This is a genomic window from Mesorhizobium sp. ORS 3428, assembly GCF_001854785.1.
Classification (GTDB): Bacteria; Pseudomonadota; Alphaproteobacteria; order Rhizobiales; family Rhizobiaceae; genus Mesorhizobium.
This window is the reverse complement of sequence record NZ_MDFL01000001.1, coordinates 198,512-217,256: the sequence shown is the minus strand read 5'-3', so window position 1 is coordinate 217,256 and position 18,745 is coordinate 198,512. Positions and strand designations below refer to the sequence as shown.

The window sequence follows — 18,745 nt, the reverse complement described above, 5'->3', positions numbered from 1 at the left end:
CCTCATTCCGCCGCGATAGTGCGCTGCGAGAAGGCGAAGCCCATCTGCTTGCGCTTTTCAGGATGCTTGCGCGTCAACGCTAGCACCATGCCCATCGAGACGGCAATCGCGATCTGCGAGGAACCGCCATAAGAGATGAAGGGCAGCGTCATACCCTTGGCGGGCATCAGCTGCAGGTTCACGCACATGTTGATGGCCGACTGCAGGCCGAAAATGGTCACGAGCCCACCGACGGCGTAGCGGGTGAAATCGTCATGCTCCTTGAGCGCGATACTCAATCCGCGCAGCACGATGAAGGCGAAGATCGACATGATGAAGAAGCACATGATCAGCCCGAACTCCTCGCCCGCGACCGAGAAGACGAAGTCGGCATGACTGTCAGGGATGACGCGCTTCACCGTCCCCTCGCCCGGGCCGACGCCGAACCAGCCGCCATTGATCAGCGCTTCGCGGCCCATGTCGACCTGGAAAGTATCGCCTTCGCCGGTCAGGAACTTGTCGATGCGGGCGGCGACGTGCGGGAACACCGTATAGGCGGCGAACACGCCGCCGATGCCGGCGGCGCCCAGCGCGATGATCCAGAACCATGGCAGGCCGGCCATGAAGAACATCACGCCCCAGGTGCCCAGCACCAGCATGGTCTGGCCGAGGTCGGGCTGCGCCACAAGAAGCGAGATCACCAGCGCGAGCAGCAGCATGGCGAACAGGTTGCCGGGGATGTCGGGCTGGCGCTTGTGCTCGGCGAACAGCCAGGCGCAGATGATGACGAAGGCGGGCTTCAGGAACTCGGACGGCTGAATGGAGAGGCCAGCGAGCGAGACCCAACGCCGCGCGCCCTTCACTTCGACGCCGATGTAGAGCACCACCACCATCAGCACCAGCATGATGCAGAGCATCACCAGCGACATGCGCCTTATTTGTCGCGCCTCCAGGAAGGAAACCGCCAGCATCACCACCAGCGCGGGGATCGTGAAGACGATCTGCCGCGTGGCGAAATGGAAACTGCTGAGGCCGATGCGCTCGGCGACCGCCGGGCTCGCCGCGAAGGACAAAATGATGCCCAGTCCCATCAGCGACAGGAATGCCGCCAGGAACCAGCGATCGATCGTCCACCACCAGGTTGCGACCGGACTTTTGTCGAGACGGCTTTGCATCAACGTGGCCCTCCGATGGGTTTCACCCCATCAATAGCAGTCGCAGCTTGCCTGAAGGCTTCGCCGCGTACCTCGAAATTCTTGAACTGGTCGAAACTGGCGCAGGCCGGCGAAAGCAGCACCACGGCCTCGCCGCAGTTGTCCTTCGCGGCGTCGCGCGCGGCATGGTCGACCGCGGCAGCCAGCGTTCCGGATATTTCGTAAGGCACCGCCTCGCCGAGCGTGGCGGAAAAGGCGGGCGCCGCCTCGCCGATGAGATAGGCCTTGGCGATGCGTGGGAAGAAGCCGCGCAGCGGCTCGATGCCGCCCTCCTTGGGCAGTCCGCCGGCAATCCAGTATATGCGGTTGAAGCTCGACAGCGCGGGTGCAGCGGCGTCGGCATTGGTCGCCTTGGAGTCGTTGACGAACAGCACATGGCCCTTGCGGCCCACCTGCTCCATACGGTGCGCCAACCCCGGGAAGCTCTCCAGCCCCGCCTGGATCTCGCCGAGTTCCAACCCGACCCTGAGACAGGCAGCGACGGCGGCAAGCGCGTTCTGCGCATTGTGCTGGCCGCGCAGCGAGCCGATGCCTTCGAGGAAGGCGATACGGCTGTAACGGCCATTCACAGCTTCCATCAGGTTGGTGCCGTCGGCGAAATAGCCGTCGGTCAGCGGCAGGCGCTTGGAAATGCGGATGACTTGCTTGCCAGCCCGCTCCAGCCGGTCGGCGATCTGGGCGCACCAGGAATCGTCGACGCCGATGATCGCGGTCTCACTGCCTGCGACCAGCCTTTCCTTGATCGAAGCGTAGTGCGCCATCATGCCGTGACGGTCGAGATGGTCCGGAGTCAGGTTGAGCAGGATGCCCGCGGTCGGATTGATCGAGGGCGCGAGATCGATCTGATAGGACGAGCACTCGACCACATAGTGCCGATCAGGCCCAGGTGGATCGAGCGTCATGACGGCGCGTCCGATATTGCCGCCCATCTGAGTGTCGCGCCCGGCTGAGTTCAGGATATGCGCCGTCAGGGCCGTCGTCGTCGATTTGCCGTTGGTGCCGGTGATCGCGATGAAGGGCGCCGTCGGCGCCCGATGGATCCGCTCACGGCAGAACAGCTCGATGTCGCCGATCACCTCGACGCCGGCGCCGCGCGCCAATTCCACCGTCCAATGCGGCTTCGGATGCGTGAGCGGCACGYCGGGTGAGAGCACGAAGGCCGCGAAGCGCGACCAGTCGGCGGCGCRCAGGTCGCCGGTCGCGATCCCGGCGGCGGCCGCCTTGGCAACACTGTCCGGATTGTCGTCCCAGGCGATGATCTCGGCGCCGCCGGCGATCAGCGCATGCGCGGTGGCAATCCCCGAACCGCCGAGCCCGAAGAGCGAAACGCGTTTGCCTGCGAAGGAAGCGGCGGGGATCAAGCGTGTGTCCTATCTCAGCTTGAGGGTAGAGAGGCCGACCAACGCCAGGATGACGGCGATGATCCAGAAGCGGATCACCACCTGGCTTTCGGTCCAGCCGAGTTTTTCGAAATGATGGTGGATCGGCGCCATCAGGAAGACGCGCTTGCCGGTCATCTTGAAGTAGCCGACCTGGATGATGACCGACAGGATCTCCACCACGAACAGGCCGCCGACAATGACCAGCACGATCTCATGCTTGGTGGCGACGGCGATGGTGCCGATCAGGCCGCCCATCGCGAGCGATCCGGTGTCGCCCATGAAGATTGCGGCCGGCGGCGCGTTGAACCAGAGGAAGCCGAGACCGGCGCCGATCACTGCGCCGAGCACGACCGCCAATTCGCCGGTGCCGGGAACGAAATGGATCTGCAGGTATTCGGCGAAGACCGCGTTGCCCGAGAGATAGGCAATGACGCCGAACGACGCCGCGGCGATCATGATCGGCACGATCGCGAGGCCGTCGAGGCCGTCGGTCAGGTTCACGGCATTGCCCGCGCCGACGATGACGAAGCAGGAGAACGGCACGAAGAACCAGCCGAGATTGAGGAGGAATTCCTTGGCAAAGGGGAAGGTCAACGACGACGAGAACGGCGCCTGGCCATTGTGCATGATGACCMACGCCGCGATGCCGGCGATGATGAATTCGATCGCCAGCCTGGCCTTGCCCGAGAAGCCCAGATGCGACTGTTTCGTCACCTTGAGATAGTCGTCGTAGAAGCCGATCGAACCGAAGCCCAGCGTAACCATCAGCACCACCCAGACATAGATGCTGGAGAGGTTCGCCCACAAAAGCGATGAGCCGATGATGCCGGACAGGATCATCAGCCCGCCCATGGTCGGCGTGCCTGCCTTCTTGAAATGCGTCTGCGGTCCGTCGGCGCGGATCGRCTGGCCCTTGCCCTGTCGCAGCCGCAGCGAATTGATGATGGTCGGTCCAAAGATGAAGACGATCAGCGCCGAGGTGATCAGCGCGCCGCCGGTACGAAAAGTGATGTAGCGGAAGACATTGAAGACCGAGATCTTGTCCGCGAAATCAACGAGTAGAGTGAACATGCGCTTCCGTCCCCCGGAGCCTGACTTCAGGTCGGTTCTATGGTTGCGGCTTCCGCCGGAAATTTGCCGAGCAATGCCTCGACCAGCTTTGAAAATCCGATGCCTTTCGACGACTTGACCATCACCACGTCGCCGGGCCTCAGCGCCGACGTCACGACGGACTTCAGCTCTTCCGCTCCTGGCCGGTATTCGGTTTCGACATCGGAAGGCAGAACGTCGGCAAGCGCCCGCATCTCCGGGCCGCCGAGAAACACGTTGCGCGTCTCGGTGCCGATGATGAGTTCGGCAAGCGCCGCATGGAGCTTCGCGGAATGGCTGCCGAGTTCCAGCATGTCGCCAAGCACGGCAATGCGCCTGCCCTCGCCCGAAACAGGCGTGGCGTTGAGCAGCGCCATGGCTGCAGCCATCGACGCCGGATTGGCATTGTAGCTCTCGTCGATCAGAACGATCGGGCCGTCTGGATGATGCAGTATGTGGCGCCTGCCGCGGCCGCGCTCGGCCGAGAGATCGGCAAGCGCCGCCGCAACCTTGTCGAGGTCGGCGCCGACCAGTTGCGCGGCGCCCAGCACCGCAAGCACATTCTGCACGATGTGGCGACCAGGCGCGCCGACGCGCGCCGCCACTTCCTTCTTGCCGATCCTGGCGGCGATGTCGGAGTGGTCGGCATGAAGCGTGCAGCCGGTCAGCCTGAAGGTCGAGCGGGCATTCTCGCCGAAGCCGAAGACATGCGCGACGCCGGCCTGCTTGGCCATTTTCCCGAGCAGCATCCAGCGCCGATCGTCGCGGTTGAGCAACGCGGCGCCGCCGGGCTCCACCCCCTCGAAAATCTCTGCCTTGGCCTGGGCGATCTCGTCGAGATTCTTGAAGAAGCCGAGATGGGCGGCAGCAATCAGCGTGACGATCGCGACATGCGGCCTGACCATCTTGACCAGCGGCCTGATCTCGCCGGGGTGGTTCATGCCGATCTCGAAGACCGCGTAGTCGCATTCTTCTGGCATGCGCGCGAGCGTCAGCGGCACGCCCCAGTGATTGTTGAACGACTGCGCCGACGCATGYACCTTACCGACGGCCGACAGCACATGCCGCAGCGCTTCCTTGGTGGTCGTCTTGCCGGCTGATCCGGTCACCGCGATGATCTTGGCGCGCGAGCGGGCGCGCGCGGCAACGCCGAGCTTTTCAAGCGCCGCGAGCACATCCTGCACCACGATCATCGGCGCCGTCAGGCGGCCGAGAGACGGCAGTTTGGCCTCGGCTACGACCAGCACTGCAGCGCCCGCCTTCACCGCAGCGGTGGCGAAATCGTGACCGTCCATCGTCTCGCCCTTGATGGCGAAGAAGGCATTGCCCGGTTCGAGGCTGCGGCTGTCGATGGAGATGCCGGTGATGCCTTCCGGCAGCGAGCCGATCGGCCTTCCGCCCATGGCCTCGACAAGCGCTTGCGACGTCCAGAGCATGCTCATGCGGCGCGCTCCTTCAGCGCCTCGCGCACTTCCTCATGGTCGGAGAAGTGGAAGGTTTCGGTGCCGATGGTCTGGCCTTCCTCATGCCCTTTCCCGGCGACGATCAGCGTATCGCCGGCATGAAGCATCGCCACGGCTTCATGGATGGCCTGGCGGCGATCGCCGATCTCGATGGCGCCGGGCGCCGCGGCAAGGATCGCCGCGCGAATGGTTTCAGGGATTTCGGTGCGCGGATTGTCGTCCGTGACGATGACGACGTCGGCGAGCCGGGTTGCAATCTCGCCCATGATCGGCCGCTTGCCGCGATCGCGATCGCCGCCGCAGCCGAAAACAACGACGACGCGGCCCGTGGTGAAGGGGCGCACCGAGGTCAGCACATTTTCCAGCGCATCCGGCTTGTGTGCATAGTCGACATAGATGGGAGCGCCGGCTGCCGTCGTGCCGACGAGGTCGAGCCGGCCCGGAGCTCCTTTCAATTTTTCCAATGCGGCCAAAGCCTTGGCGACGGATGTTCCAGTCGAGATGGCAAGTCCGGCCGAAACCAGCGCGTTGGCGATCTGGAAATCGCCGGCGAGCGGCAGGTCGATTTCATGGAGGACCCCATCGACTTCGACCTCGGCGCGCTGGCGGTGGCGCTCGTGCTCGACCCGCTTCAGCGTGAGGAAGTCGCCATGGCGCCCCACCGTGCGGACGGTCAGTCCCGCCGCCCTCGCGGCCTTGATCGTCGGCTCCGACCATGGGTCGTCGGCGAAGATGATGGCCGGCGCGCCTTTCGGCAGCAGTGCGCCGAACAGGCGCAGCTTGGCGAGGTGATAGTCCTCGACTGTCGGATGATAGTCCATGTGGTCGCGGCCGAGATTGGTGAAGCCGCCGGCAGCAAGCCTGACGCCGTCGAGGCGCCGCTGGTCGAGACCGTGGCTGGAAGCCTCCATCGAAGCATGGGTGACGCCTGCGTCCGCCAGCTCTTTCAAGAGCTTGTGCAGCGCCACCGGATCCGGCGTGGTCAGCGAGCCATACTCGTTGCGGCCGGGCGCCACGACGCCCGTCGTGCCGATCGAGGCGGCGGCAAATCCTACCTGCTTCCAGATCTGGCGGGTGAACGCGGCGACCGATGTCTTGCCGCTGGTGCCGGTGACGGCCACCATCGTCTCGGGCTGCCTGCCGAAGAAGCGTGCCGCGCTGAGCGCCAGCGCCAGGCGCGGATCGTCCACGGCAACAACCGGGATCGACAGACCGGAGATCGCGTTACCCTTGCCGGCGACGATTGCGGCAGCGCCGCGGCCGGCGGCATCGGCGGCAAAGGCCGCGCCGTCAGCCTTGCTGCCGGCAAGCGCGAAGAAGACGAAGCCCTGTCTTACCTGACGGGAATCGGAGGAGAGTCCGGYCACCTCCAGATCGGGGGAAGCTGTTCCCTCGACAGGCAGGATACCGGCTAGATCTTTCAGATGCATCGAGTTCCGTTCACCGCAACAAAATAGCGCGCAGTTGCCGGCGCGCCCCAAGAATCACTGATAGGAAACCAGCGTTGCACCATTTTCATGGCTGAAATCTGGCTTCACGCCAAGCATGGAAGCCGAGCGCCTGATGATGTTGCCCGCCATGACCCCCGCATTCGAGGCGGCGGTGGCCCCCATGCCGGGCTTTTCCGGCTTTGGCTCATCGGCGATCGTCAGCACGATATATTGCGGATCGTCCATCGGAAAGGCGGYGACGAAAGCGTTGAAATTCTTATCCTTCGAGTAGCGGCCGTTGACCACCTTCTCCGCCGTGCCGGTCTTGCCGCCGACGCGGAAGCCCGGGACCCTGGCGCTCTTGCCGGAACCTTTCTCGGCATTGAGCGCATAGAGGTAGCGCATCGATTCCACGGTCTTCTCGCTGACCACTTTCTTGGCGACCTCCATCGCCTGCTCCACCGTACGCGGCAGGAAGGTCGGCTCGATCAGCCARCCGCCATTCATCAGCGCGGCGCAGCCGACGGCYGTCTGCAGCGGCGTCGTCGAAACGCCATGGCCGAAAGCGATGGTGATCGAATTGACCTGCTTCCACACCTTCGGCTCGGTCGGGCGCGCYACCTCGGGCAGTTCCGTTTGCATCTTTTCCAGCACGCCCAGGCGGTGCAGGAACTCTCGGTGCCCCTCGATGCCGACCGCCTCAGCCTCCTTGGCCGAGCCGATGTTGGAAGAATAGATGAACACTTCCGGCACCGAAAGCACCCGGCCCTTGCTGTGGAAATCGTGGATGGTCTGGCGCCCAATGCGGATCGGACGCGACGCGTCGAAGCGGCTTTCCAGCGTCACCTTGCCGGAATCGAGCGCCATGGCGGTGGTGAAGCTCTTGAAGGTCGAGCCCATTTCGTAGAGGCCGGCCGACATGCGGTTCAGCCGGTCCTTGTCCTGGGCATTGTAGGGATTGTTGGGGTCGAAATCCGGCACCGAGGCCATGGCCAGAACTTCGCCGGTCTTAACGTTGAGGACGACGGCGCCGGCCGCGATCGCGTGGAACCGTTCCATGCCGGCGGCGACCTCGTCGCGCACGACATGTTGGACGCGCAGGTCGATCGAAAGCTTCACCGGCTTCAGGTCCCTGGCCACTGCCAGGCCCGACGCCTGCAGGTCGGTCAGACCCTGGTCGTCGATATACTTCTCCATGCCGGAGATGCCCTGATTGTCGATGTTGGTGAGGCCGACAATGTAGGAAGACGTCTCGCCGCTCGGATAGAAGCGGCGCTTCTCGGTGCGGAAGCCGAGGCCGGGAATGCCGAGCGCCATGATGTCAGCCTGCTGCTTCGGCGTCAGCTGCCGCTGCAGCCAGACGAAGCCGGCACCGCTCTTCAGCTTGTGGTAGGTCTGCTCGTAGTCGATCTCGGGAAGCACGGTCGCGAGCTTCTCGATCGCCTCGTCGGCGTCGACGATGCGGCGCGGTTCGGCGAACAGCGACGCCGTCTTGATGTCGGTCGCCAGCACCTCGCCATTGCGGTCGACGATATCCGGTCGTGACGCAGTTACCCGGCTCTGCGGACCGCCCGAATTGTCCGGGTTCTGCAGGCCGAGATAGATCAGCCGGCCGGCTATCGTCGAATAGATGGTGAAGAACACCGCCATCGTCATGACGATGCGGGTCTTGGCCTTGCCGCCGGTCGCCTTGCGGGCGGCATCGACGACGATCGAGCCGTCCTCTGCCGACTTCTTCCGGCGCTTCAGCAGGTTGCCGATCCTCGGAAATCTGCCGATCATTGCACGGTGCTCCCGGTCACAACCGGATCCTTGCCGTCCGAAGGTTCTTTGCCGGAATTGTCGGCCATGCCGCCGAGCCGCTGCGACGACAGGTCCTGAATGTTGACCGGTTTCACGGGCACGTCGTCGAGGCCGCCGATCTGGTGGGCGTTGAGCGGCTCGAGCCCGAGCTGCGACTTATAGATCTCGGCAAGCTTCTGCAGCCGGGATGGCTGGGTGAGCAGGCTCCAGTCGGCCTTCAGAAGATCGATCGTGTCTTCCTCGTAGCGGATCTGCGCCTGCAGCTTCTGCACCGCTGCCAGTTGGTCCTCGGCTTCGCGCTTGGTCTTGTAGGTCAGGGCCGCCGCCGAAACCATGACGGCGATCAGGACTATGTCGCTGGTTCGAAACACGTGTTCACCTCTCCCCCGGCCGCTCGACGGCGGGAAGCTTTGGAAGGCCGAAAATCGAAAAGTCGCCGGCGCGCGCCGGCACGTCGGTGCGGATTGCCGCGCGAAGCCTCGCCGAGCGCGCCCGCGGATTGGCGGCGATCTCGGCCTCTCCCGGCGTCACTCCGCCGCCGGATTTGCGGAAGGTCGCCAGCCGCGTCGGCGCGTCGGGCATGTGGCGCGAGCCCGACGCCGCATCGGCGCGATCGGCAATGAAGCGCTTGACGATGCGGTCCTCCAGCGAATGGAAGGTCACGACGGCCAGCCGCCCGCCGGGCTTGAGCACGCGCTCGGCGGCGAAAAGCGCGCTCGCCAGCTCGCCGAGCTCGTCATTGACGAAGATGCGCAGCGCCTGGAAGACGCGCGTGGCCGGATGAATCTTGTCCTTCGGCGCGCGGCCGATATGGGTGGCGATGGCGTCTGCAAGATCGAGCGTGCGCTCGAAAGGCCGCTTCCCGCGCCGGTTTTCGATCATGCGGGCGATGCGGCCGGCATGACGTTCCTCGCCCAGGAAGCCAAAGATGCGGGCCAGGTCACCCGCCTTGAAAGTGTTGACGACGTCGGCGGCGCTCAAGCCGGCCTGCGCCATGCGCATGTCGAGCGGCCCATCGGCGCGGAAGGAAAAGCCGCGCTCCGCCTGGTCGAGCTGCATGGAGGAAACGCCGATGTCGAGCACGACGCCGTCGGCGCTCTCGACATGTTGATCCAGTGTCGAGAACGGCGCTTGAACGAGCCTCAGCCTGCCGGCTGCCTGCTGTTCGAGGGCCCGGCCCGCGGCGATCGCATCCGGATCGCGATCGATGRCCACCACCGAGGCATCGCGCTCGAGGATGGCGCTGGTGTAGCCGCCGGCGCCGAACGTCCCGTCGATGATGGTCTCGCCGGCTTTGGGCTGAAGAGCCTCCAGCACTTCGCCAAGGAGGACCGGAATGTGACGGACCAGTCCGCCAACGGCGTCAGGATCATCGCCGTGGCCTGCCATCATTCCGATCGCTCCCCGGGCTTCGTCCCYTGCCGAAGCTGCAAAAGCCTGGCCCGCGCCTGCGCCCCATAGGCGGCAAGCCGGCCCGGCTCCCAGATCTGGAAGAAATTGCCGCGGCCGACAAAGGCCGCCTCCGTTGAAATGCCCGTATGCTCGCGGATGAAATCGGTCATCGTGATGCGTCCGTCCTGGTCGAGCTTCAGGAATGTCCCGTCGCCATGGCAGAAGAACGACATGTCGTCCGCAGTCTGCAGGAAGGGATCCTCGAGCGCGATCCGCTGCTCGTAGCGGTCGAGCAGATCGAGCCCGCCGACATCCATCGCCGGAAGATCCAGACAGCGCAAGGCGTAGAGTTCCGAATAGCCGCGCTTCTGCACGACCGCGCGGAAATGCGCCGGGACGGACACTCGCCCCTTCGCATCGATCCTGTTCACTGCGTTTGACAGAAATCGGTCCACYACGCACCACAGCCGCTGTCGCCGCCGCACCCCTTCCCATGTTTTTCTCCGCGCTCCCGCCGCGCTCGCGACAAATCGCTGCATTCACCGAGGCGAAAACAGGCCAATGCGCAGCCGCCGCGACTGCCCGATTGGCGTACGCTTCACCCTGACGCGGAACGAAGGCTTGATGATGCGAATGGGATATCATGGGGTACTATGGGCGTCAACGGGAGGAGGCATCACAAACGCGCGCACCACAACCAGAAGAAGCAGGCTGACGGCACGTCTCGTCTTTATCCTCTATTAAGCCTAACGAAGCGTTTAGAGCTTTCTGGCCCAAGAAGACCCGGCTTGCTGCAAGCGCTTGGCGTGCCTAGCCTCGAACCTCTGTTCAGCGAAGGAATGAACCCATGTCCGAAACCGCGAAGTCACGCGCCGCAGCGCTTGCACATCTGCGCAGCGGCGATTTCGCCAAAGGCGATCCGATCCCCYTGCCGCTGACCCTGGCCTCCATCTTTCATTCGCCAGGCGACGCGACGGGTTTCGATCAGTATGGCCGCTTCAGCAACCCGACATGGCACGCCGTCGAGCACGTGCTCGGCCATCTGGAAGATGCGCAATGCGTTGCCTTTCCGTCGGGAATGGCTGCGATTTCGGCGGTGTTGTTCGCGCTCGTCAAAGCGGGCGACCGTATCCTCTTGCCCTCGGACGGCTACCACACGACACGAGCACTGGCAGAGCGTTTCCTGAAACCGCTCGGCGTCGCCTATGACGTGAGGCCCACATCGAGCATGCTCGACGGCAGTTTCGCCGGCTACCGGCTGGTCTTCGTCGAAACCCCCTCAAACCCAAGGCTGGATATCTGCGATGTCGCCGCCGTCGCCAAGGCAGCCCGCGAGCAAGGCGTGCTCCTCATCGTCGACAACACGACGATGACGCCCTTTGGCCAGCGCCCGCTCGACCTCGGCGCCGATATCGTGGTGTCGGCCGACACCAAGGCGATCAATGGTCACTCGGATGTGCTGTTCGGCCATGTCGCGAGCCGCGATCCGGACGTTGTCGCCAGGGTCAAGGATTGGCGCGAAACGGCCGGCGGCATTCCCGGGCCGTTCGAGGCCTGGCTCGTGCATCGGGGCCTGGAAACGCTGGAGGTGCGTTTCGACCGCATGTGCTCGTCCGCGGAAATAATCGCGCGACGGTTGAAGGATCATCGCGCCATAAGCGGCCTGCGCTTTCCAGGCCTTGAGGGCGACCCCTCGCACAATCTGGCGCGTGCCCAGATGGAGCGCTTTGGCTTTTTGATCTCGTTCGAGCTCGCCTCGGAGGAGAAGGCCGAGGATTTCATCGACAATTGCGCGCTGATTGAATCGGCGACTTCGTTTGGCGGCGTCCACACCTCGGCCGAACGGCGCTCGAAACGCGGCGACGCCGTGCCTCCCGGCTTCGTGCGGCTGGCCATCGGCTGCGAGCCGGTCGAGGAGCTCTGGCAGGCGATCGAGGCGTCGTTGGATCGCCTTGACGCCTGAGGGCGCTCGGACCGCTGTAGAAGAAATGCCAGCTGGCCTGTAAGCCGGGTTCTGTATGGCCCTCGCGCCTGGCGGCGCGAGAACGTGGCGGCCATTCATCTTGGACGCATGTCGCCATGCGCCTCACGCAACCTACCCGGGCGGTGGGCCGGAAACAGCCCTCGAAGGTTTCCCTTCGCACCGCCCCTATTCGGTCTTGCTCCCGGTGGGGTTTGCCGTGCCGCTCCTGTTGCCAGTCGCGCGGTGGGCTCTTACCCCACCCTTTCACCCTTGCCGCGGCATATGCCGCGGCGGTTTGCTTTCTGTGGCACTTTCCCTGGGGTTTCCCCCGCCGGCCGTTAGCCGGCACCGTGTCTCCATGGAGCCCGGACTTTCCTCACCCGCAGTCTTTCGGCTGATGCGGGCGCGGCCGCCCGGCCAGCTGGCAAGGCGTATAAAGGGGTTCGCACCTGAAAACGCAAACAAAAAAGCAGCTATCGCTTCAAGCAGGCGAACCGACCGCTGCCATCTGCACCTTCACCTTGCTGCAATAGGCGGCCGAGACCGGATTCATCCGCGTCGCGCCGTGACCGGCATTGTATTTTAGGATCGTGCCGCAGGTCGTGCCGCCGCCGAGGCCTTGCGCCATGGCGAGGTATTTCATGCCGTATTTGATGTTGGTGTCGGGATCGAACAGTCCCTTGGCCGAGCCGGTATAGCCCATCATCCGCGCCGTCGCCGGCTTGATCTGCATCAGGCCGATCTCCCCGGCGCTGCCGACCATGTTCGGCCGGTAGTTGCTTTCGATCTTGATGACCGCCTTGGCGAGCGACACAGGCACGCCGTAGCTTGCCGCATAGCGGGCGATGATCGCCGAATACTGGTCGCCGCCGGCGGAGGACGACGAGGCTGGCTTTTCGGCGCGAATGGAGGCTGTTGCTGTCAGATCGATGATCTGCCTGCCGCGCCTTGAATGGCGTTTGACCGTTGATTTCGCCTGCCTCGATATGGCGGCTTTCTGCACCCTTGCCCGGGCGGCTGTCTCGGCTTTTGCAGTTTTGCTGTCCGAGGTTGCCTTCTGTGTGGCGTGAGCTGCGGCAAAGCCGGTGTCTGCTCGCGGGCTCATTGGCGCGCTGTTCGCCGGGCTGAAGGCAAAAGTCATCACTCCGGCAGCAACGGCTGCCGCTACAACGGTCAAATTTTGCATGTAGTCCTGTTCAGTTAGAACCGTGCGAAGAACTTCGCACGGCTAGGCCAATTCAACATCGGAGCATCTTGGGGGGATTGACGTCCGACAACTTGCGGGAGACGCCTTTGAAGAGCGAATTGGCGCCAATGAAGGCGAGGCAATTCACATTGTATGACAAATTGTAATTTGAGAAGCCTAGCGAGATTATTTGGGTGAAGGTGCCCTAACGGAAGCCAGCAGCCTTTCCAGCGTGCGGATCGTCGAGCCGTCCGCCACACCATCGACCTGCCGCCGCCGGAAATGCCGCTGAAACGCCGCTACCACGATTTCGGTCTGGCGATCGAAGACACCCGATATCTCGACGCCGTAGCCGTAGAGCGCCAGCATCGACTGCAGCGCCTCGACGTCGGCGCCCGTGTCGCCGGCCTTCAGCGCTGCGCCCGGCCTCATCGGGGCCGCGGGAACGAGATGGCCGACGCCGGCCGCAAAAAGCACCTTCCAGGGAAACTTCTCGCCCGGGTCGACCTTGCGCCCGGGCGCGACGTCGGAATGTGCAAGCACCCTTTGGGGTGGAATGGAGTGCCGGCCGGTGATCCCGGCGCACAGGCCGATGACGGCATYGATCTGCCGCTTCGGAAAGGCCCTGTAGCCGAGGGAATGCCCAGGATTGACGATCTCGATGCCGACCGAACAGGAGTTGACGTCGGTGCGCCCGAACCATGAGCCCTTGCCGGCATGCCAGGCACGGTCGCTCTCGCGCACCATCTGCACGATGCGGCCGTCTTCGTGGACAAGATAATGCGAGGACACCTCGCTTGCCGGATCGCACAACCAGGCTTCGGCGCCGGCGCCGGTCGGCATGCCGGTATAGTGCAGCACGATCATGTCGGGCCTGAGCGTCTCGCGTCGCGTACCGAAATTCGGCGACACCCTGACCTCGGCACCCGGCTGGTCGGGGAGGAAACCGCTCATACGTGCCTGAGACCCCGTTCGATCATCTCATAGGCGGCGTTGATCGCCGCGACCCTTGTCGTGGCGATCTTGATGAACTCCTGCGGCAGGCCGCGTGCGATCAGCCTGTCCGGGTGATTGTCGGAGATCAGCTTGCGGTAGCGCTTTCTGACCTCCTCGAACGGCTTGCCCCGCTCAATGCCGAGAACAACATATGGATCGGCGGCACCGAGATTGACATGCCGCGACAGGATCGCCTGGTAGTGCGCCTCGTCGATCCGGAAGATCTCTGCAATGCGATGCAGGAATTGCCCTTCCCGCTCGTGGATCAGGCCGTCTGCCTTGGCGATGTGGAACAGCCCGTCGAGTATATCTTCCAGCATCATGCAATTCGCATGGCCGGAACCGCAGAGCTGCGCCATGCGCTGGGCATAGATTTCGAACCCGGCCACATCGCGTTTGGCGAGGTCGTAGAGGCGCGCCACATTGCGCGTTTCACTCGGCGGCACCTCGAAGATTTCCTGGAAGGCGCGCACCTCGTCCTGGGTGACGATGCCATCGGCCTTGGCCATCTTGGCCGAGAGCGCGATCATCGCCACCGAGAAAGCAACGCGACGGCGCAGATCCGGATCGCCGGAGAACACGGTCCGCACGGCCTCGACGACATCGGCAACGCCCGAGGACGCCGACGACGAAACACGAGCGATGAAGTCGCCGAGACGGTCCCAAATCGACATGCCGGCTTCTTAGTGCGAACCGGCCGTCTCTATCAAGCCGGGACAATGCCGCAGGTCTAGCGGTCATTGACCGCAGCCCCGATAAAGAGAAGGCCGGCGCGAGGCCGGCCTTCCTGCGTCCATCAGATCAACCTTACTTCGCGGGCGCGGCCGGAGGTGTTGCCGGTTGAGCAGGCTTCGAAGTGTCAGGATTGGCGGGCTTCATCGGCTGTTCGTTGGCCGGCGGGTTGGTGCTCTGGGTAGTCGTTTTGTCTGTGCCGCTTTCGCTGCAAGCCGCGACCCCCAGCAGGGCGAGCGCCGAAACAGACGCCAGAATGAGCTTCTTCATGGTATCTCTCCTTCCATAAACGCTCACATTTCGGTGAACGGTTAGAGAAGAAATGCATCAAGCGGCGCGCCGGTTTCGTAACGTTGGGTTTCCGTATGTAACATCAACTGGCGATTGCCGGGGCCGAAAAGGCGCACTAACAGAATATGTTCTCGCACATATCGGACAAACAGAATGCAGCAAGCCGCAGCCAACAAGAAATGGGACTTCTGGATCGACCGGGGCGGCACCTTCACCGACGTCATCGGCCGTGACCCGCAAGGCCAACTGCACCCCCGCAAGCTTTTATCGGAGAATCCTGAAGCCTATTCCGATGCCGCCATCCAGGGCATCCGTGACCTGCTTGGCCTGAAATCCGGCGCCTCCATTCCCCCGGACCGCATCTGCGACATCAAGATGGGCACCACTGTCGCCACCAATGCGCTCCTCGAGCGCAAGGGTGACCGCGTGCTCCTGCTCATCACCAAGGGTTTTCGCGACGCTCTTCGCATCGCCTATCAGGCTCGGCCGGACATTTTCGCCAAGGAGATCATCCTGCCCGAACAGCTTTACGAGCGGGTGATCGAGATCGACGAACGCGTGCGTGCCGACGGTTGCGTCGAGCGCCTGCTCGACATCGCCGCCTGCCGCCCGGCCATCGAGCAGGCCAAGGCCGACGGCATCGATGCGGTCGCCATCGTGTTCATGCATGCCTGGAAATATCCGGGCCACGAAAAGGCGGTGGCCAAGGTCTGCCGCAAGATTGGCTTCAGCCAGATCTCCGTCAGCCACGAGGTCTCGCCGCTGATCAAGCTGGTCGGCCGCGGCGACACCACTGTGGTCGATGCCTATCTGTCGCCGATCCTGTCGCGCTACGTGCAAAGGGTGGCCGCAGAACTGGGCGCGGCGCCAATCTCCCCCACAGAGATGGAGATCAGACAATCTCCCCGCCTGATGTTCATGATGTCGTCGGGCGGGTTGACCGCCGCCGACATGTTCCAGGGCAAGGACGCGCTGCTGTCCGGCCCGGCCGGCGGTGTCGTCGGCATGGTCGAGACGGCCAGGCTCGCCGGCTTCGACAAGGTCATCGGTTTCGACATGGGCGGCACCTCGACCGACGTCGCCCATTATGACGGCGAATACGAGCGCGCCTTCGACACCGAGGTGGCCGGCGTGCGCATCCGCGCGCCGATGATGCGCATCCACACCGTCGCCGCCGGCGGCGGCTCGATCCTGCATTACGAGTCCGACCGCTTCCGCGTCGGCCCCGATTCTGCCGGCGCCAACCCCGGTCCGGCCGCTTACAGGCGCGGCGGGCCGCTCGCCGTCACCGACGCCAATGTCATGCTCGGCAAACTGCAGCCGGATTTCTTCCCGGCGATCTTCGGCCCCGGCCAGGACCAGCCGCTCGATGTCGGCACCGTGCGCGAAAAATTCGCGTCGCTCGCCGCCGAGATCGGCGATGGGCGCTCGCCGGAAGCGGTGGCCGAAGGTTTCGTCACCATAGCAGTCGAGAACATGGCCAATGCCATCAAGAAGATCTCGGTGCAGCGCGGCTACGACGTCACCGAATATCTCTTGAACTGCTTCGGCGGCGCCGGCGGCCAGCACGCCTGCCTCGTTGCCGATGCGCTCGGCATGGAAGCGGTCCTCATCCATCCTTTCTCCGGATTGCTGTCGGCTTACGGCATCGGGCTGTCGACGGTTTTCGCCTCGCGCCAGCAGGCGTTGCTCGAGCCTCTCGCCGAAGAGTCCCGCTCGTCGATCGAGGAATTGATTGCTGCATTGCATCAAGGCGTCGTCGCTGAGCTTGCGGTGCAGGGCATTGCGGAAGCTGCCGTTGCCTCGAAGCCGGTCCTGCAGATCCGCTATGACGGCACCGACACGGTGCTGCCGGTGAATTTCGAGCACGGCTCGATCTTCCGTGCCAGAAGCGAATTCGAGGCCGCGCACAAGGCGCAATTCGGCTTTGTCTACGAAAACAAGCCAATGATCGTCGAAGCGGTCGGTGTCGAAGGCAGCGATGCCGGGACCGCCGGCCCCGCCGAAAATGAATCAAGTCTCGAAGACAAAGCGGCAAGTCCCTGGCAGACCCGGCAATTCTTTGCCGACGGCGCCTGGCGCGATGCCGGCATTTTCCGGCGCGGGGATCTGAAACCCGGCCACAAGGTGTCCGGTCCCGCTCTCGTCATCGAGCCGAACCAGACCATCGTCGTCGAGCCGGAATGGCAGGCCGAGATCACCGCCAGGAACCACGTGCTCCTGCGTCGGATCGAGAAGAAGCGCCGCCAGGCAGCGGTCGGCACCGAAGCCGATCCGGTAATGCTGGAGGTGTTCAACAACCTCTTCATGTCGATCGCCGAGCAGATGGGCGTGACGCTACAGAACACCGCCTATTCCGTCAACATCAAGGAACGGCTGGACTTTTCCTGCGCAGTGTTCGACCGCCATGGCGCGCTGGTCGCCAACGCGCCGCACATGCCGGTGCATCTCGGCTCCATGGATCGTTCGGTCGAGACCATCATCCGCCTCAACTCAGGCGATATCCATCCGGGCGACGTCTTCGCGCTCAACGCGCCTTACAATGGCGGCACGCACCTGCCGGACATCACCGTCGTGACGCCGGTCTTCGACGATGCTCGCAAGGAAATCCTGTTTTGGGCAGCCTCGCGCGGCCACCACGCCGATGTCGGCGGCACGGCACCCGGCTCAATGACGCCTTTGGCCACCACCGTCGACGAAGAGGGTGTGCTGTTCGACAATTTCCGCATTGTCGATCGCGGGCGCTTCCGCGAAAAGGAGCTGGAAACGCTGCTGACCGACCATCCCTACCCTGCCCGGAACCCGGCCCAGAACATCGCCGACCTCAAGGCGCAGATCGCCGCCAACGAAAAGGGTGTCGCGGAGCTGCGCAAGATGGTCGCGCATTTCGGCCTCGATGTCGTCGAAGCCTATATGGCCCATGTCCAGGACAATGCCGCCGAGAGCGTGCGCCGCGTGCTGGAGCGCCTGCCAGACACTTCGGACTACGAATACCCGACCGACACCGGTCAGGTGATTAAGGTCAGGATCAGTGTCGATCGCAAGAATCGCGAGGCGACGGTCGATTTCACCGGCACCTCGCCGGTGATGAAGAACAATTTCAACGCGCCGGAGCCRGTCGCGCGAGCGGCGGTGCTCTAYGCCTTCCGCGTCATGGTCGAAGACATGATCCCGATGAATGCCGGTTGCCTGAGGCCGATCAACATCGTCATTCCGGACGGTTCGATGCTGAAGCCTGCCTATCCGGCGGCGGTCGTCGCCGGCAATGTCGAGACCTCGCAGCACGTCACCAACGCGCTGTTCGGCGCCATGGGCGCGATGGCCAACGCGCAAGGCACGATGAACAACCTGACCTTCGGCAACCGGCAGTACCAATATTACGAGACGATCTGCTCGGGCTCTCCCGCCGGCCGGATGAATTCGGGCCGCGGCTTTGCCGGCACATCAGGCGTTCACACGCACATGACCAATTCGCGGCTCACCGATCCCGAAGTGCTCGAACTGCGCTTCCCAGTCGTCCTTGAGGATTTCCACATCCGCGAGGGTTCCGGCGGCAAGGGCAAGTGGAACGCCGGCGACGGCACCAAGCGCACCATCCGCTTCCTGGAGAAGATGGAGTGCGCCATCCTCTCCTCGCACCGGAACCGCCCGCCCCAAGGCCTCAACGGCGGCGGCGWTGGCGAGGCGGGCTCGACCAAGGTCAGACGCAACGACGGTTCGATCGACACCCTGAACGCCTGTGACCAGACAGCGCTCGATGCCGGCGAGGCCGTCATCGTTGTCACACCGACGCCCGGCGGCTTCGGCAAGGCGTGATGCATGTCT

The 18,745-nt window shown here is 63.8% G+C and carries 15 protein-coding genes and 1 other RNA gene; 2 read left to right on the top strand and 14 right to left on the bottom strand.

What is annotated here, in order from left to right; translation table 11 throughout:
* Positions 1 to 2: 2 nt before the first annotated feature.
* Genes ftsW through mraZ form a run of 9 tightly spaced genes read right to left on the bottom strand, consistent with a single transcriptional unit; the run spans position 3 to position 10,207 of the window.
* Positions 3 to 1,154: a putative lipid II flippase FtsW gene (ftsW, locus tag ORS3428_RS00945; protein WP_071093922.1), complete on the bottom strand. Its 1,152-nt coding sequence runs from the start codon at positions 1,152 to 1,154 to the stop codon at positions 3 to 5.
* On the bottom strand, positions 1,154 to 2,554 hold the full coding sequence (gene murD, locus ORS3428_RS00940; RefSeq protein ID WP_071093921.1) for a UDP-N-acetylmuramoyl-L-alanine--D-glutamate ligase: 1,401 nt from the start codon (positions 2,552 to 2,554) through the stop codon (positions 1,154 to 1,156). Before murD ends, ftsW begins: the two co-directional genes overlap by 1 nt.
* Before the next feature lie 9 nt (positions 2,555 to 2,563).
* Complete coding sequence (gene mraY, locus ORS3428_RS00935) at positions 2,564 to 3,646, bottom strand: phospho-N-acetylmuramoyl-pentapeptide-transferase (RefSeq protein WP_071093920.1); 1,083 nt, start codon at positions 3,644 to 3,646, stop codon at positions 2,564 to 2,566.
* A gap of 26 nt (positions 3,647 to 3,672) precedes the next feature.
* Positions 3,673 to 5,106, bottom strand: a complete 1,434-nt coding sequence (locus ORS3428_RS00930) for a UDP-N-acetylmuramoylalanyl-D-glutamyl-2,6-diaminopimelate--D-alanyl-D-alanine ligase (protein WP_071093919.1) — start codon at positions 5,104 to 5,106, stop codon at positions 3,673 to 3,675.
* The gene (locus ORS3428_RS00925; protein WP_071093918.1) at positions 5,103 to 6,557 is read right to left on the bottom strand and encodes a UDP-N-acetylmuramoyl-L-alanyl-D-glutamate--2,6-diaminopimelate ligase; all 1,455 of its coding nucleotides are present in this window, start codon (positions 6,555 to 6,557) and stop codon (positions 5,103 to 5,105) included. The genes ORS3428_RS00930 and ORS3428_RS00925 overlap by 4 nt, the downstream gene beginning before the upstream one ends.
* A 54-nt stretch (positions 6,558 to 6,611) precedes the next feature.
* Positions 6,612 to 8,339, bottom strand: coding sequence for a peptidoglycan D,D-transpeptidase FtsI family protein (locus ORS3428_RS00920; protein WP_071093917.1), 1,728 nt, complete (start codon positions 8,337 to 8,339; stop codon positions 6,612 to 6,614).
* The gene (gene ftsL / locus ORS3428_RS00915; RefSeq protein WP_071093916.1) at positions 8,336 to 8,731 is read right to left on the bottom strand and encodes a cell division protein FtsL; all 396 of its coding nucleotides are present in this window, start codon (positions 8,729 to 8,731) and stop codon (positions 8,336 to 8,338) included. Before ftsL ends, ORS3428_RS00920 begins: the two co-directional genes overlap by 4 nt.
* A 4-nt stretch (positions 8,732 to 8,735) precedes the next feature.
* Entirely contained in the window at positions 8,736 to 9,752 is a 1,017-nt protein-coding gene (rsmH, locus tag ORS3428_RS00910) for a 16S rRNA (cytosine(1402)-N(4))-methyltransferase RsmH (protein ID WP_071093915.1), read from the bottom strand.
* Positions 9,749 to 10,207, bottom strand: coding sequence for a division/cell wall cluster transcriptional repressor MraZ (gene mraZ / locus ORS3428_RS00905; RefSeq protein WP_071093914.1), 459 nt, complete (start codon positions 10,205 to 10,207; stop codon positions 9,749 to 9,751). Before mraZ ends, rsmH begins: the two co-directional genes overlap by 4 nt.
* Before the next feature lie 392 nt (positions 10,208 to 10,599).
* Here mraZ and ORS3428_RS00900 point away from each other — a divergent pair, with 392 nt between their 5' ends.
* Positions 10,600 to 11,715, top strand: a complete 1,116-nt coding sequence (locus ORS3428_RS00900; RefSeq protein WP_071093913.1) for a cystathionine gamma-lyase — start codon at positions 10,600 to 10,602, stop codon at positions 11,713 to 11,715.
* A 24-nt stretch (positions 11,716 to 11,739) separates the two neighbouring features.
* On the opposite strand, the gene rnpB is transcribed toward ORS3428_RS00900, so the two are convergent.
* The 5 genes from rnpB to ORS3428_RS00875 all read right to left on the bottom strand — a co-directional run bounded on the left by rnpB (position 11,740) and on the right by ORS3428_RS00875 (position 14,899).
* Positions 11,740 to 12,140, bottom strand: an RNA gene (gene rnpB, locus ORS3428_RS00895) — RNase P RNA component class A.
* A gap of 56 nt (positions 12,141 to 12,196) precedes the next feature.
* The gene (locus ORS3428_RS00890; RefSeq protein ID WP_071093912.1) at positions 12,197 to 12,901 is read right to left on the bottom strand and encodes a lytic transglycosylase domain-containing protein; all 705 of its coding nucleotides are present in this window, start codon (positions 12,899 to 12,901) and stop codon (positions 12,197 to 12,199) included.
* A gap of 186 nt (positions 12,902 to 13,087) precedes the next feature.
* Positions 13,088 to 13,855, bottom strand: a complete 768-nt coding sequence (locus ORS3428_RS00885) for an N-acetylmuramoyl-L-alanine amidase (protein WP_071093911.1) — start codon at positions 13,853 to 13,855, stop codon at positions 13,088 to 13,090.
* Positions 13,852 to 14,571, bottom strand: a complete 720-nt coding sequence (locus ORS3428_RS00880; RefSeq protein WP_071093910.1) for a J domain-containing protein — start codon at positions 14,569 to 14,571, stop codon at positions 13,852 to 13,854. Before ORS3428_RS00880 ends, ORS3428_RS00885 begins: the two co-directional genes overlap by 4 nt.
* Before the next feature lie 133 nt (positions 14,572 to 14,704).
* Positions 14,705 to 14,899: a hypothetical protein gene (locus ORS3428_RS00875; RefSeq protein ID WP_071093909.1), complete on the bottom strand. Its 195-nt coding sequence runs from the start codon at positions 14,897 to 14,899 to the stop codon at positions 14,705 to 14,707.
* A gap of 174 nt (positions 14,900 to 15,073) precedes the next feature.
* Between ORS3428_RS00875 and ORS3428_RS00870 the strand changes: the two genes are divergently transcribed.
* On the top strand, positions 15,074 to 18,736 hold the full coding sequence (locus ORS3428_RS00870) for a hydantoinase B/oxoprolinase family protein (protein WP_071093908.1): 3,663 nt from the start codon (positions 15,074 to 15,076) through the stop codon (positions 18,734 to 18,736).
* The last annotated feature ends 9 nt before the right edge of the window (positions 18,737 to 18,745 follow it).